Below are 13,641 nucleotides of genomic sequence, written 5' to 3' on the forward strand. Positions count from 1 at the left end.
CCTTCCATTCGATCGCGGCCCGGCGACGCCGAACCGGAAAGGGGCCGGGGTGCGTGACCCCGTCCCCGGCTCAGGCGTCGACGAGCAGGGTGATCGTGCCGGCCGACCCGTCGACGCGCACCCGCTGCCCGTCGGCCAGCCGACTGCTGGCGGTCTTGGTGTCGACGACGCAGGGAATGCCGAACTCCCGCGCCACGATGGCGGCGTGTGAGGCGGAACCGCCGATGTCGGTGACCACTGCCGCGGCGTAGGCGAACATCGCGGTGTGCCCCGTGTCGGTCACCGAAGCCACCAGGATGTCGCCCGGTTCGATGTCGTCGTCGAGGGACAGGACACGCTTCACCGTGCCCTCCACGACGCCGGGGCAAACTCCGATGCCGGTGAGGCTGTCGCCGGGCGTCAACGCGTCCGCGTCCGGCAGCGGTTCCCAGTCACCCGCGATGACGTCCGGCATGCGGACGCCCTGCAACCGGGTCAGTTCCGCTCGTCGGCGCGCTACCCGTTCGGTCAGGTCCGCGGGGGCCCACAAGATCTCGTCGAGCGTGAGGAAACAGGCGTCCTCGGCCTGGTGCAGCAACCCTTGCCGGATCAGCCGTTCCGCCCGCTCTCGCACGACGAGGCGCAGGCAGTGGGTGTACCGGACGACGGCGTCGCGGACGCGTTCGCGCGCCATGGTCGCTCCCGCCGCCATCCGCGCGGTGCGGCTCGGTGACGGATCGACCGGTTCCCGTTCGGGCGCGGGCATCTGGGCGGCGCGGGCCGCGGCGGTCACCAGCAGCTCGGGCCGGTCACCGAAGGTCGGGTTGATCAACTCGCACTCGCCCGGTCCGCGATGCCCGATCCTGCGCAGTTCCTCGTCCAGCGCGGCGGAGAACGTCGCGGAGACAGCTCGCGCCGCGGCGACGTCACCCGAGTGAGCCGCGTCGTGCAACGCGGCATCGGCCCGGCACAACGCGGCGAGGCGTTCGACGGCGAGCATCGTCCTGGCCGACTCCAACCGCTCCAGGTCGATGGGCACGACGGCGGATCCCTTGCCGCGGGAGTGGATGGCGGTGGCCGCGCCGGTCATCATCACGCCGATGGACGCCGCCGCCCAGGACTGGTTCAGCCGGTCGCGCCACAGCAGGGCCCGCGCGTGCAGTTGCTCGTCGGTGAGGTCGCGAATCGCGGTGGCGCCCAGAGATTCCTGATGCGCGGCGGCGTTGATGTCGTCGGTGGTCTCGCGATAACGCAGCGCGGTGCGCAGGACCCGTCCGGCCGCACGCCAGGTGGCGCGGGTGCTGGCGAAACCCGTCGGGGTGGGCGGCTTGCCGTGCGGAGTCAGCGAGATCTCGGCAGGAATGTTGCCGTAGACGTCGCGGCGGATGCTCTGCTCGTCCCAGCCCGGCATGTTCTCCGCGGCCAGCACTCCGATGGAGGCGTTGATATAGATGTGGTGCCCGAGCACGGTGGTGACCCGGCTGGTCCAGTGCTCCAGCGCGATCCCGTCCAGCGCGATCATCCTGCCCATCGCGGCGTTGGCCAGCCGGATCGCGCCCGCCTGCAGATCCACGGTCAGCGGTGTGAGCGGTCCGGGCAGCGCCTCGGACGTATTCGTCGCGGTGTGCACCGGGTAGGCCGGGTCGACACGATCGTCGAATTCGCCCTCGAGACCTTCCGGCGCCACCGACACCAGGGCGTGGCCGTCGGAGGTGGCCGCGCGGGTGGGAATCACAGAGCCGGGCAGCGGAATCGCGCCGGTGCGTGCGACGAGTTCGTCACCGTCGGCCTTGCGGCCGGCCAGTCCGCGGACGACGTCCGCCGCCACTTCGGACGCGGTCCACCCACAGCGGAACCCCCATTCCTGCTCGGCCGCGTTCGTATCCATCTCCGCCGCAGTCCGATCACGTGCCATCCGCCGGACCGATCGCGTTCCCGTCGCCGCGCGGATGCGGCGCACGTCCTCGCCGGAGACCACGCCGGGCGCGGCCAGTTCGACCACGCCGACGCGCGCGGACGCCGCGGCCAGGACCAGGAAGCGTTCGAAGTCGTCGGTGTGCAGCAACTGGAATCCGCCCGCTCGACGGGAACCGATGAGTCGCCGCAGGATTCGCCAGCTCTCGCGGTCGACGCGTCTGCCCGCGACCGGGGCGGTGCGCACGATCAGAGCCCGCGCCCCGCTGGAGCGCACGACATCCTCGACGGCCGAATCCGTCCCCGCGACCGTGGGAACCACGAGTCGCGCCCCGGCTGCCCGGGCTGCCGTCGCGATCGCGGCGAGCGAACCGCCCAGATGCACCACCGCCGCGCACTCGGCGACGGCCCGCGCGCAGCTCGCCGCCTCGTCCGGGTCACCGGTGATCACTTGGACCCGGGGATCGACGTACCGGTGCCGCGTACGGTCCGACCCGACCACGTCGTGGCCCGCGGCCAGCAGCATGCGCGCCACCGCGCGGCCGGTCGGATCGGACACTCCGGTGACCAGGACCCGCATGAATTCTTCCTCCTCGCTGGCGCCCACGCAGACGTGACGCCGTTCACACACCATCGCCACCCGGCGTCCCCGCGACGGCCCGCAGTCCCGCTGAACGGGACCGGAAGGTCGCTCACCAAGATGGGCGTCCGGCCACCGAGCGCGGAGCGGGAAGGTCGACTCATGAGTGATCGGAATTCGGTCGTGCCCAGGGCGGCGGCCGAGGTGCGCGCCTACGACATCGAGACCGATGTGCTGGTGGTCGGTTATGGATGTGCGGGGGCGGCCGCGGCGTTCGAGGCTGCAGCGGGCGGCGCGCAGGTGTTGATCCTCGATCGGATGAGCGGTCCGGGCGGCGCCTCGGCGCTGTCGGGCGGCGAGATCTATCTCGGCGGCGGCACACCGATCCAAAAGGCGTGCGGGTTCGACGACGACCCGGCGGCGATGGCCGCGTTCCTGTCCGCCGCGCTCGGCCCGGGCGCCGACCCGGCCAAGATCGCGCGCTACAGCGAGGACAGCGTCGCGCATTTCCACTGGCTCGCCGACCGCGGTGTGCCGTTCGAACCCACCCTGTGGGATGCGCCCGCCTGGGTGCCGCCGACGGATGACGGTCTGATGTGGCTTGGGGAGAACAGCAGGCCGTTCACCGACCTCGCCGCGCCCGCGCCCCGTGGCCATCGCCCGGCCGCCGCCGACTTCGGCGGCAAGCTGCTCATGGACCGCCTCACCGAGGCCGGCCGATCCGCCGGCGCGACAGCGCTTTTCGACACCAGGGCCGCGTGCCTGATCGTGGCCGGTGACGGCACGGTCGTCGGCGTGGTGGCGCGGCGGTACGGCACCGAGCTGACCATCCGCGCTCGCCGCGGCGTCGTACTGACCACCGGCGGATTCGTCGACAACGACGCCATGCTCGCCGCCCACGCACCGCGACTGCTGGGACACACCAAGGTCAGCGCGGGCACCGACGACGGCAGCGGAATCCGGATGGCGCAGGCCCTCGGCGCGGCGGTGCGGCATATGGCCACGGGCCAGGTCGGCATCTCACTCGTTCCCGGCCTTGCCGCGCGCGGCATGGTGGTGAACGAGCACGGGCAGCGGTTCATCAACGAGGACACCTATCCCGGCCGGATCGGCCAGGCCGCGCTGTTCCGGCAGGGTATGCGGACCTGGGTCGTGCTCGATGAACAAGCTTTCGACGAAGTGCCGGAACCACAGCGCTGGGGTGCGCGGCCCACCCATGTGGCGGAGACACCCGAAGAACTCGCCGGGCTGATGGGCGTGCCCGCTGCGGCGCTGGCCGACACCGTCCGCCGCTACAACAGCTTCGCCGCCGACGGCGCGGATCCCGAATTCGGGAAAGCGCCACGCTGGGTGCGGCCGCTCACGCCACCGCTCGCCGCCATCGATGTGCGGGCGGGGGTGCGGCCGCCGGCGGAGGCCGGTGATCGCCGGGGGACCGGCGCGTCCGTCTTCACCCTCGGCGGTCTGCACACCGCGCTCGACGGCGCTGTGCTCGATATCGACGGCGCGCCGATCCCCGGACTGTTCGCCGCGGGCCGTGCCGCGAGCAACCTGCACGGCGAGGGCTACATCAGCGGCACGTCGCTCGGGGACGGCACCTTCTTCGGCCGCCGTGCCGGCGCCGCCGCGGCCCGCCCCAGCTGATCCGGGCGGCGGGTTCCGGTCATCGGGATGGATCGGATCCGACCGCGCCGCACCGGCCTAGCGTCGAAAGACGGCACTACGAGGAGGACTACCGCATATGACCAACAAGGTGCTCGATCGGGTACGGGATCTGCTGCCCGCGATCCGAGAGCGAGCGGCCGACGCCGAGCTGCAGCGCAGAGTGCCCGAGCAGAGCATCCGGGAGCTGACCGAGGCGGGGGTGTTCCGCATGCTGCAGCCGTCCGGTTTCGGCGGCGACGAATCCTCACCGGTCGCGTTCTACGAGGTTATCCGCGCCATCGCCACCGCATGCCCGTCCACGGCATGGGTGTCCTCGGTGCTGGGCGCGCACCCGTGGCAGCTGGCCCTGTTCCCGCTGCGAGCGCAGCAGGACGTATGGGACCCCGATCCGGACACGCTGGTCTCGTCGTCGTACGCGCCGACCGGCAAGCTGATCCCCGTCGAAGGCGGCTTCGAGATCAGTGGTCGCTGGAGCTTCTCCTCCGGCTGTGATCACGCCCGCTGGGCGTTCCTCGGTGCGGTCGTGCCGAACGACGAAGGGGGAGCGGAATACCTGACCGTTCTGGTGCCGCGCACCGACTACCGCATCGAGGACGTCTGGCACGTCTCGGGGTTGTCCGGCACCGGCAGCAACGACATCGTCATCGAGCACGCGTTCGTGCCCGCCCACCGCACCTATAGCGCGAGTGAGCAGGCCGAGCTGCGCGGCCCCGGACAGGCCGTCAATACCGCTCCGCTGTACCGGATCTCGTTCGGCGCGGTGTTCTCCAACACCATCACCGCACCTATCATCGGCGCCGCTCAGGGCGCATACGAAGCGCACATCGAGCGCATGCGCGAGCGGGTGCGGATCTCCTACGGCGGGCAGAAGGCTGCCGAGGATCCGTTCGCGCACGTGCGGGTCGCACGCGCCGCCTCCGAGATCGACGCGGCCGTGCTGCAGATGGAGCGCAACATCAGCGAACAGCTGCGCTACGCCGAGGCGGGGGAGGAAATCCCCTTCGAACTGCGGGTGCGCAGCCGCCGCGACCAGGTGCGCGGCACCGAACGCGCTATCGAAGCCATCGATCTGCTGTTCGACAACTCCGGTGGGCATTCCATCCGCAAACCCAATCCGATCGAACGGCACTGGCGCGACGCGCACGCGGGCAGCGTGCACGTCATCAACGACGTCGAGCGCGCGCTGGTTCTCTACGGCCGGGACGCGTTCGGGTTGCCGGTCACGGATCGGATGATCTGATGACGCTCACCGCCGAGAACACCACGCGCTGGAGTACGACCGGTGGGCTCCGGCTGCGTTATCACGAGGCGGGGTCGGGCGCGCCGCTGGTGCTGCTGCACGGCTCCGGACCGGGCGTCTCGGGCTGGGCCAACTTCGGCGCGAACCTGCCCACCCTGGCCGAGCGCTTCCGCTGCCTGATCGTGGATCAGCCGGGCTTCGGCGGCAGCCGCCGCCCGGCGGTGTACGACCGCAACTACCTGCGCATCTCCGCCGATGCGGTGCTCGAATTGCTCGACGACCTCGGCCTGGAACGTGTACACCTGCTGGGCAATTCGATGGGCGGCGCGGTAGCGACGCTGCTGGCGCTGGAACATCCCGAGCGGGTCGACCGGCTGGTGCTGATGGCGCCCGGCGGTGTCGGGGTGAACGTGCTGGGGCCGGAACCGTCCGAAGGCATCACTCGGTTGCTGGAGTTCAGCGCCGATCCCACCCGGGAGCGCCTCATCCCGTGGCTGCGGACCATGGTGTCGAATCCCGCTACCTTGACCGAAGAACTGGTCGATGCCCGGCTGGCCGCCGCCGCGGATCCGGACGCCATCGCCGCGCTGCGCGACGCCTACGCTACGTTCGCCGATCCCGCTCTCGCCGAACCGGTCCCGCTGTGGGCGCGGTTGCGCGGCCTGCGCCCGGAGACGCAGATCCTGTGGGGGCGCGACGATCGGGTGACACCGGTGGAGGCTGCGCTGTTGCCCACGCGCCAGATCCCGAATGCCGATCTGCGCGTTTTCGCCCGATGTGGTCACTGGGTGCAGATCGAGCGCAAGTCGGCGTTCGAACGCGCCGTCGTCGACTTCCTCACCGGCGGGCTGTAAGCGCCGCCCACGTCGATCACATCTCGTGATCGCGGACCCATCCCGCGATCTGGGTCCGCGAAGTGAAGCCGAGCTTGGTCAGGATGTGCTCGACGTGGGTCTCGGCGGTGCGCACCGAGATCACCAGGTCCGCGGCGATGCGTTTGTTGCTGTGACCCGCGGCCACCAGGCGGGCGACGTCCTTCTCCCGGCGAGTGAGGACGTCGGCCGCCTGCGGCTCGGCGGATGCGGTCTGCGGCGGTCGGGCCGCGGTAGGCGCGCGCCCCAGCGCGTAATCGATCGCCTCGCCCAGCGACAGCGTCGCCCCGCTGTCGAAGATCTCCTGGAACACTTCCTCGCCCAGTGCTTCTCGCACCCGCCCGCGCATCTTGTCGCCCAGGACGCCGGTGATGGCGTGCGCGAGGCGCACCGTGCTGCGTGCGAGGATCTCCGCGGCTCCGAGCAGACGTGCGGCGCGCTCGAAGTCGGCTCGCGCCACCGCCGTCCATGCCAGTCCCTCGAAACCGGAGGCGAGCCAGACGCACCGGTCGAACAGGCTGAACATCTCGACCGACCGGGCGAGATAACCGGTCGCGGCGTCTTGATCGCCGCGTCGCCAATGGTCCAGGCCCATCGACCACTGCGCCAGCCCACCGAGCAGAGACGGTCCCCGTTCGGTGGTGACCGTCAGGAGTCGCTCGGCGAAAACGGTGGAGCGCGCGTCGGAGAGCACCAGCGCGCACACGAAGGCGAAGGCGAGACTGTCCATTTCCATCGCGTAATGCCCGCATTCGGCGGCCAGATGGGTCGCCGTCTCCGCCAATTCGAGGGCGCGGGCGGTGTCGCCGTCGTTGAAGGCCAGCAACGCCGAGTCGAGCATCGCCTCCGCGAGAATGTCGGGCGCGTTGACTCTGCGTGCCAGGGCGACGCATTCGTCCACCAGCTGCCGCGCTGACCCGCGATCCGAGAGCAGCGCCGCGAGTGAGGCCGCCGCGGAGAGCCCGCGTGCGCGCAGCTCGGTCGGTTCGCTCGACTTCGCCAGCGCGTCGGTCAGCCAGCGGTAGCCCTCGGTGAGGAAACGGTTGTGCTCCCAGAACGGCCGCAGCACCGCGGCCATCTCGAGCGCCGACTCCGGTGCGCCGGTGAGGCCGAACTGCAACGCCGCGCGCAGATTCGCGTGCTCGCGGTTCAGCTCACGGAACCAGACGACGTCGTCGGAACTCCAGTACGCGGTCCGGCCGCGCAGCGCCAGCCGCCGGTAGTGGTCGCGGTGGCGCGCTCGGATCGCGGGCTCGTCCCCGCGTTCGGTCAGCCGGTCGTGGGCGAATTGCCGGATCGGCTCCAGCATCGAGTACCGGCCGACGTCACCGTCGTAGCGCAGACTGAGCACCGATTTGTCGACCAGGCCGGTGAGCGCGTCGAACAGGGTCTGCGCCCTGGAAGCCGGTAGGCAGACGGCTTCGGCGGCGTCGATGTCGAAGCCACCGGAGAACACCGACAGCTGCTCCCACAGCCGCTGTTCGGCCGGGGTGCACAGGTCGTAACTCCAGCGGATCGCCCCCTCGATGGTCTGCTGCCGTTCGGGCGCCAAGCGCGGTCCCGCGCTGAGCAGACCCATGGTGTCGTCGAGCCGGGCGAGAATCTGTTCCGGAGTGAACATCCGGAAACGCAAGGCGGCCAGTTCCAGCGCGAGCGGAATTCCGTCCAGCCTGCGGCAGATCGCCGCCAGCGCGCCCCGGTTCGCGGGCGTGGCCGCGAAGTCCGGGTTGGCCGCGCCCGCCCGCTCGGCGAGCAGCCGCATCGCATCGCTGTCCACCGTCTTCTCGTCCGGTAGCGGCAGAGGCGCGACGGGCATGACCTGTTCACCCTGCACACCCAGCACCTCCCGGCTGGTCGCCAGCACCCGCACCTCGGGGGTCGTGGCGACGATCCGGCCGACCAGCTGCGCGCACGCGTCGATCAGGTGCTCGCAGTTGTCCAGGATCAATAGCAACCGTTTGTCCGCGAGGAACTCGGTCAGCCGCCGCAGGGGCGTCGCCGTGTCGTCGCGCAGCGCCAGCGCCTCGGCGACGGTCACCGTCACCAGGTCGGGGTCGTGCACGTCGGCCAGCTCGACCAGCCATACCCCGTCCGGGAACGCGCGCGCGACCGCGACGCCGACCTGGCGGGACAGCCGGGTCTTGCCGACGCCGCCCGGACCGAGCAGCGTCAGCACCCGCGTCGTGGGCAGCAGCCGCTTCGCCGCGGCGAGTTCCTCCCGGCGCCCGACGAAGCTGGTGACCTCGGCAGGGAGGTTGCCGATGGGACGCCGCGCCATGGGTGTCAACCCTAGGTACCGCGCGTGGCGCGCAAGAGCATTCTGGACAAATTCAACTCCGGTGGGCATCCCCGCGTGGTCCGCCGGCGCGGGGCCTGCGAAGACGTCGCCGGGACAGCGGATGGATCGAACAGTTTCCGCTCATCGGACGGCGACGGCGGGGTCGACCTCGGTCAACTGGTGGCGCATGCGGTCGCGCTTGGCGCGCAGATAGCGCACGTTGTGCTCGGTCGGGCTGGTCTGCAGGGGGATTCGCCGTTCGACGGCGATACCGTATTCGGTCAGACCCGCCTGTTTGGCGGGATTGTTGCTGAGCAACCGGACCGACCGCACACCCAGGTCGGCCAGGATCTGGGCGGCGGCGCCGTAGTGGCGGGCGTCGACGGGCAGCCCGAGCAGCAGGTTCGCGTCGACGGTGTCGGCGCCCCCGTCCTGGAGCTCGTATGCGCGCAGTTTGTTCAGCAGCCCGACGCCGCGTCCCTCTTGTCCGCGCAGATAGATCACGACCCCGCGGCCTTCGGCGGCCACGGCCCGCAGGGCGGCGTCGAGCTGCTCGCCGCAGTCGCAGCGCAGCGAACCGAACGCGTCTCCGGTGAGGCATTCCGAGTGCACCCGGGTCAAGACGTCGTGTTCGCCCGGCGCACCGAACACCAGCGCGAGATGCTCGGCGTGGTTCGTCGCGTCCCGATAGCCGATCAGCCGGAACTCGCCGGACGGGGTGGGCAGCCGGGTCTCCACGATCCGGGCGACGCCCGCCTCGCGCCGCAGGCGGTAGTCCACCAGATCGGCGATGGAGATGATCGGGATCCCGTGCACGCGGGCCATGGTCAGCAGTTCCGGCAGGCGGGCCATCGACCCGTCGTCGCGGACCACCTCGGCGATGACGCCGGCGGGGCGCAAGCCCGCCAGCCGCGCCAAATCGACAGCGGCCTCGGTATGCCCTCGCCGGCCGAGTACGCCACGCGGGTGCGCTCGGAGGGGAAACACGTGCCCCGGGCGGGTGAGGTCCCGGGGTGTGGCGGCGGGATCGGCGAGCAGGCGCATGGTGTGCGCCCGGTCGGCGGCCGAGATGCCGGTGCCCACGCCCGCCGCCGCGTCCACCGAGACCGTGTAGGCGGTGCCCTTCGGGTCCTGGTTGACCGCCGTCATCGGCGGCAGTTCCAGGCGGTCGAGATCCTCGCCCGCCATGGGCACGCACAACACGCCACTGGTGTGCCGCACCAGGAATCCGATATTGCGCGGGGTCGCCATCTCCGCGGCGAGTACCAGGTCGCCTTCGTTCTCGCGGTCCTCGTCGTCCACCACGAGCGCCACGCCGCCGCTCGCGATCGCCGCCACCGCGGCAGGCACCGTGTCCAGTTCACCGGTCATCGTCCGCCACCTCCATATGCCTAATCGAAATATGGCGGGCCCGGAACGGCCAGGTGGCGTCTCACTGAGTGAGGCGGTCGATGTCCGCGAGCAGTTCGCGGGCGAAATCGCGCTCCGCCTCGTAGTGCCGGACACACCAGCGCAGCACCAGTTCCGGATAGACCCAGTCCGGATTCGCCTCGGCGCCTTCCGCGTCGGCCTCGGCGCGTTTGCGCATCTTCTCGGCGTACGCGATGTGCTCGGTGAGGATGTCACGCATCCGCTCGGGCTCGGCGAGATTGCCCAGCCATGCCCGCAGCATCACGCTGTGCTTGAGCACCGGCGCCTCGACCGGCGCGTGATTGACCCAGTTCGCGGCCGCCGCACGGCCTTCCGGCGTGATGGAGTACATCCGCTTGCCGCGCACGCCGTCGTCCTGCACGACCGTGCGGGAGCTGGCGTAGCCGTGCTTCTCCAGACGCTTGAGTTCGGCGTAGATCTGGCTGAACGACGGGCTCCAATAGAAGAACTGCAGACTCCAGTCGGCCCATTTCTTCAGGTCGTAGCCGGAGAGTTCGTCGGCGTGCGAGAGCATGCCGAGCACGGCCCACGCGGTGGTCGGCAGGTCGGGCACCGCGGGTGTGCCGCCATCGGTCATGGTCGGACTGTACCGCTCAGGCATATGCGGATTCGATCTATCGCCAGCGCGCCCGGCGCGGGAACAGCGTCCGCCCCGCCTCGTGGGAGATCTCCAGCAGCACCCGCGCCAGCTTGTCGAAACTCATCGCCTCGGCCCGCCCGGACAGCGACAGCGCCGCGGGAGCCGTGCCACGGCCGCGCAATGGTGCTGCGACACAAGCGATTCCGTCCATGGATTCCTCGCGGTCCACCGCAACGCCCTGGCGCAGGCGGATCTGGGCCAGCGCGCGGTGCAACGCGTCGGGCTCGGTGATGGTGTGCGCGGTCATGCGCGGCAGCCGGGAATGGAACGCGGCTTCGGCGATGCTCGGCTCCAAGGCGGCCAGCATCGCCTTGCCCAGTGCCGTGGAATGCGCGGGCATGCGGCCGCCGAGGCGGGTCGGCAGAATCGCGGCCAGTCGCCCACCGGCCTTGTCCAGGTAGACGACCTCGCGACCGTCGAGCACCGCCAGATGGCCGACCATGCCGGTGCGCTGACACAACTCGTGCAGTAGCGGACTGACGGCGTCGCGGATCTCGTTGTGGTCGGCGGTGAGCCCGCCGAGTTCCAGGGTGCGCATGCCGAGCCGGTATCCGCCGGACGTGTGGGCCAGCCAGCGCAGCCGGATCATCTGGTCGAGGATCCGATGGACGGTCGAGCGCGGCAGGCCGGTGCGCTCCACCAGGCCGAGCAGCGTCAGCGTCGGCGTGGCGGCGTCGAACGCGTCCAGGATGAGGGTCATCCGTTCGATCATCGAGACGGGTACGTCGGCGGGGCCGGATTCAGCGTTTACAGGGCGAGCGCGGTGGGGCGCCCGGGCGGCTTCGGGCCGCAGCGTGACGGTCATCTGAACCTCCGTCGGTCACATTCGGGCTGGTCGACCGGGCATTTCGGGCCCGGTCTGCTGTGTCTCCCATCACACTGGCGAATCCTCGACCGGGATGAATCGGGAGAACTACGTAGCTTCTACGGATCTCGATCTCGGTGACCGGACTCCGGTCTTGACCTCCCTCGGGCGGCGACTGCTGTCATAGCTGTCAGGTATATGCCTGATCGAAATAGGAGGTCCGATGGAACCGGTGCTCGAGATGGACGGATCGCCACTGGACGTGCGCGACTTCAAAGCCGTGCTGGGTCGCTTCTGCACCGGCGTCACGGTGATCACCGCACACTCCGGTGACGGGCCGGTCGGATTCACCTGCCAGTCCTTCTCCGCGCTGTCGCTGGAGCCGCCCGCGGTCTGCTTCTGCCCGGCGCGCACGTCCACCTCGTGGCCGCGCATCCGCGCGGTGGGCCGGCTCTGCGTCAACATCCTGGCCCACGACCAGCAGGACATCTGCCGCCGGCTCGCGCGCAGCGGCACCGACAAGTTCGCGGGGGTCGACTGGGAGCCGTCGCCGAACGGCTCGCCACGGCTGGCCGGGAGCATGGCCTGGCTCGATTGCGAGGTCGAGCAGGAGGTCGACGGCGGTGACCACACCATCGTCATCGCGCGCGTCACCGCCCTGTCAGAGCACCGTGAAGCCGCGCCGCTGCTGTTCTACCGCTCCGCGTTCGGGCGGCTCGATCCGGCCTGAGCGCCTCCCGGCCAGTGGGACTGCGCATTTCCGCCCCGCATGTCGAACCGAAATATCGAGGTGACAAACGTGCGCGAATTGTGGAGGAACCGATGACTACCGACACCGAGGTCCGAGTGATCGACGCGGGCGCTCCGCCCGCCCGGTACGCGCGCGGCTGGCACTGCCTGGGCCTCGCGCGGGACTTCCGGGACGGTGAACCGCACACCGTCGAGATCTTCGGCACCGAACTGGTCGTGTTCGCCGGGGCGGGCGGGGAACTCCACGTTTTGGATGCCTACTGCAGGCACATGGGCGGGAACCTGGGCGACGGCCGGATCAAGGGGGACTCGATCGCCTGCCCGTTCCACGACTGGCGCTGGGGCGGCAACGGCCGCTGCACCGGCATCCCCTACGGCCGCCGCGTTCCACCCCGGGCGCGGACCCGCTCATGGCCGACCCTGGAGCAGAACAAGCAGCTGTTCGTATGGAACGACCCCGAGGGCAATCCACCCCCGGAACAGGTCACGATCCCGCGCATCGAGGGCGCGTTCAGCGACGAGTGGACCGAGTGGACCTGGAACACCATGACGATCGACGGCGCGAACTGCCGCGAGGTCATCGACAACGTGGTGGACATGGCGCACTTCTTCTACGTGCACTTCGGGTTCCCCACCTACTTCAAGAACGTCTTCGAGGGTCACATCGCCAGTCAGTACATGACGTCGGTGTCGCGCGAGGACATGATGGGGGAGACCGCTAAGGCGTTGGGCGGCAAGAACGTCCTGCACTCCGACGCCTCGTACTACGGCCCGTCCTACATGATCGATCACCTGCGCAGCGAGAGCGCGGGACTGACGGTCGAGGGCGTGCTCATCAACTGCCACTACCCGGTGTCACCGACGAAGTTCGTGCTGCAATACGGCGCGATCGTGAAGAAACCGCACGGTGTGTCGCCGGAGCAGGCCGAGGACATCGCGGCGAAGTTCGCGGGCGGTCTGGGCCGCGGCTTCGAACAGGACGCCGCGATCTGGCAGCGCAAGACCCGCATCGACAATCCACTGCTGTGCGAGGAGGACGGGCCCGTCTACCAGCTGCGCCGCTGGTACGAGCAGTTCTACACCGATGCGGCCGAGGTCGACCCGAAGATGACCGACCGCTTCGAGTTCGAGGTCGACACCACCCGCGCGGTCACGGCCTGGGAAGCGGAGGTCGCCGAGAATCTCGCTGGGCAGCGCGCCGCCGCCGGATCCTGAGCGGGATCGTGATGGAACGGGTTACCTGCCGTACCTGCGAAACCTGCGTGCTGGTCGAGAAGTACAGCCCGCAGCACACCAGCGTGCAGTGGACCGCAGACGCCGTGGCGGCGTGCGCCGAGTTCGCCGGAGCGGACAGCACGCGCGTGCGCACCTGCGTCGCGCTGCGCGACAGCATCGATGCCGCCGTCGCCTGCGGTCGCATCGACATCGGCACGCGGGACGGAGATGCGCCGTGAGTGCGGCGCACGCCGTGGACGGCCGGAGAGGAG

11 protein-coding genes are annotated in these 13,641 nt (G+C 70.1%); 6 read left to right on the top strand and 5 right to left on the bottom strand.

The window, feature by feature from the left end; all coding sequences use genetic code 11:
• Positions 1 to 70: 70 nt before the first annotated feature.
• Positions 71 to 2,473, bottom strand: coding sequence for a PEP-utilizing enzyme (locus tag NNI01S_RS06960; RefSeq protein WP_169812932.1), 2,403 nt, complete (start codon positions 2,471 to 2,473; stop codon positions 71 to 73).
• A 162-nt stretch (positions 2,474 to 2,635) separates the two neighbouring features.
• Between NNI01S_RS06960 and NNI01S_RS06965 the strand changes: the two genes are divergently transcribed.
• The 3 genes from NNI01S_RS06965 to NNI01S_RS06975 all read left to right on the top strand — a co-directional run bounded on the left by NNI01S_RS06965 (position 2,636) and on the right by NNI01S_RS06975 (position 6,232).
• Positions 2,636 to 4,117 (top strand): FAD-dependent oxidoreductase, encoded by a 1,482-nt coding sequence (locus NNI01S_RS06965; protein ID WP_063018557.1) that lies wholly within the window; start codon positions 2,636 to 2,638, stop codon positions 4,115 to 4,117.
• A 97-nt stretch (positions 4,118 to 4,214) separates the two neighbouring features.
• A complete protein-coding gene (gene hsaA, locus NNI01S_RS06970; RefSeq protein ID WP_063018559.1) occupies positions 4,215 to 5,378 on the top strand; it encodes a 3-hydroxy-9,10-secoandrosta-1,3,5(10)-triene-9,17-dione monooxygenase oxygenase subunit in 1,164 nt (387 codons plus the stop codon).
• A complete protein-coding gene (locus NNI01S_RS06975; RefSeq protein ID WP_063018561.1) occupies positions 5,378 to 6,232 on the top strand; it encodes an alpha/beta fold hydrolase in 855 nt (284 codons plus the stop codon). Before hsaA ends, NNI01S_RS06975 begins: the two co-directional genes overlap by 1 nt.
• 16 nt (positions 6,233 to 6,248) lie before the next feature.
• Here NNI01S_RS06975 and NNI01S_RS36315 read toward each other — a convergent pair whose 3' ends face one another.
• From NNI01S_RS36315 to NNI01S_RS06995, 4 genes are all read right to left on the bottom strand, one after another.
• On the bottom strand, positions 6,249 to 8,528 hold the full coding sequence (locus tag NNI01S_RS36315; RefSeq protein WP_063018563.1) for an ATP-binding protein: 2,280 nt from the start codon (positions 8,526 to 8,528) through the stop codon (positions 6,249 to 6,251).
• A 141-nt stretch (positions 8,529 to 8,669) separates the two neighbouring features.
• The gene (locus NNI01S_RS06985; protein ID WP_063018565.1) at positions 8,670 to 9,899 is read right to left on the bottom strand and encodes a bifunctional 3,4-dihydroxy-2-butanone-4-phosphate synthase/GTP cyclohydrolase II; all 1,230 of its coding nucleotides are present in this window, start codon (positions 9,897 to 9,899) and stop codon (positions 8,670 to 8,672) included.
• 61 nt (positions 9,900 to 9,960) lie between these two features.
• Positions 9,961 to 10,536, bottom strand: a complete 576-nt coding sequence (locus tag NNI01S_RS06990; protein WP_063018567.1) for a PadR family transcriptional regulator — start codon at positions 10,534 to 10,536, stop codon at positions 9,961 to 9,963.
• 37 nt (positions 10,537 to 10,573) lie between these two features.
• Positions 10,574 to 11,404, bottom strand: coding sequence for an IclR family transcriptional regulator (locus NNI01S_RS06995; RefSeq protein WP_063018569.1), 831 nt, complete (start codon positions 11,402 to 11,404; stop codon positions 10,574 to 10,576).
• A gap of 223 nt (positions 11,405 to 11,627) precedes the next feature.
• Between NNI01S_RS06995 and NNI01S_RS07000 the strand changes: the two genes are divergently transcribed.
• From NNI01S_RS07000 to NNI01S_RS07010, 3 genes are all read left to right on the top strand, one after another.
• Positions 11,628 to 12,134 carry a flavin reductase family protein gene (locus NNI01S_RS07000; RefSeq protein WP_063018571.1) on the top strand — a complete coding sequence of 169 codons (507 nt, stop codon included), beginning with the start codon at positions 11,628 to 11,630 and terminating at the stop codon, positions 12,132 to 12,134.
• 92 nt (positions 12,135 to 12,226) lie between these two features.
• Positions 12,227 to 13,369 (top strand): 3-ketosteroid-9-alpha-monooxygenase, oxygenase component, encoded by a 1,143-nt coding sequence (locus tag NNI01S_RS07005; protein ID WP_063018824.1) that lies wholly within the window; start codon positions 12,227 to 12,229, stop codon positions 13,367 to 13,369.
• An 11-nt stretch (positions 13,370 to 13,380) separates the two neighbouring features.
• Positions 13,381 to 13,608 (top strand): hypothetical protein, encoded by a 228-nt coding sequence (locus NNI01S_RS07010; protein ID WP_063018574.1) that lies wholly within the window; start codon positions 13,381 to 13,383, stop codon positions 13,606 to 13,608.
• Positions 13,609 to 13,641: the final 33 nt, after the last annotated feature.

It is taken from the genome of Nocardia niwae NBRC 108934 = DSM 45340 (assembly GCF_001613465.1).
GTDB lineage: Bacteria > Actinomycetota > Actinomycetes > Mycobacteriales > Mycobacteriaceae > Nocardia > Nocardia niwae.

Bases quoted from the DNA above. Each gene is read 5' to 3' on its own strand.
- NNI01S_RS06985 (WP_063018565.1), bottom strand. From the start codon at position 9,899: ATGACCGGTGAACTGGACACGGTGCCTGCCGCGGTGGCGGCGATCGCG.
- NNI01S_RS06990 (WP_063018567.1), bottom strand. From the start codon at position 10,536: ATGACCGATGGCGGCACACCCGCGGTGCCCGACCTGCCGACCACCGCG.
- hsaA (WP_063018559.1), top strand. From the start codon at position 4,215: ATGACCAACAAGGTGCTCGATCGGGTACGGGATCTGCTGCCCGCGATC.
- NNI01S_RS07000 (WP_063018571.1), top strand. From the start codon at position 11,628: ATGGAACCGGTGCTCGAGATGGACGGATCGCCACTGGACGTGCGCGAC.
- NNI01S_RS07005 (WP_063018824.1), top strand. From the start codon at position 12,227: ATGACTACCGACACCGAGGTCCGAGTGATCGACGCGGGCGCTCCGCCC.
- NNI01S_RS36315 (WP_063018563.1), bottom strand. From the start codon at position 8,528: ATGGCGCGGCGTCCCATCGGCAACCTCCCTGCCGAGGTCACCAGCTTC.
- NNI01S_RS06975 (WP_063018561.1), top strand. From the start codon at position 5,378: ATGACGCTCACCGCCGAGAACACCACGCGCTGGAGTACGACCGGTGGG.
- NNI01S_RS06995 (WP_063018569.1), bottom strand. From the start codon at position 11,404: ATGACCGTCACGCTGCGGCCCGAAGCCGCCCGGGCGCCCCACCGCGCT.
- NNI01S_RS06960 (WP_169812932.1), bottom strand. From the start codon at position 2,473: ATGCGGGTCCTGGTCACCGGAGTGTCCGATCCGACCGGCCGCGCGGTG.
- NNI01S_RS06965 (WP_063018557.1), top strand. From the start codon at position 2,636: ATGAGTGATCGGAATTCGGTCGTGCCCAGGGCGGCGGCCGAGGTGCGC.
- NNI01S_RS07010 (WP_063018574.1), top strand. From the start codon at position 13,381: ATGGAACGGGTTACCTGCCGTACCTGCGAAACCTGCGTGCTGGTCGAG.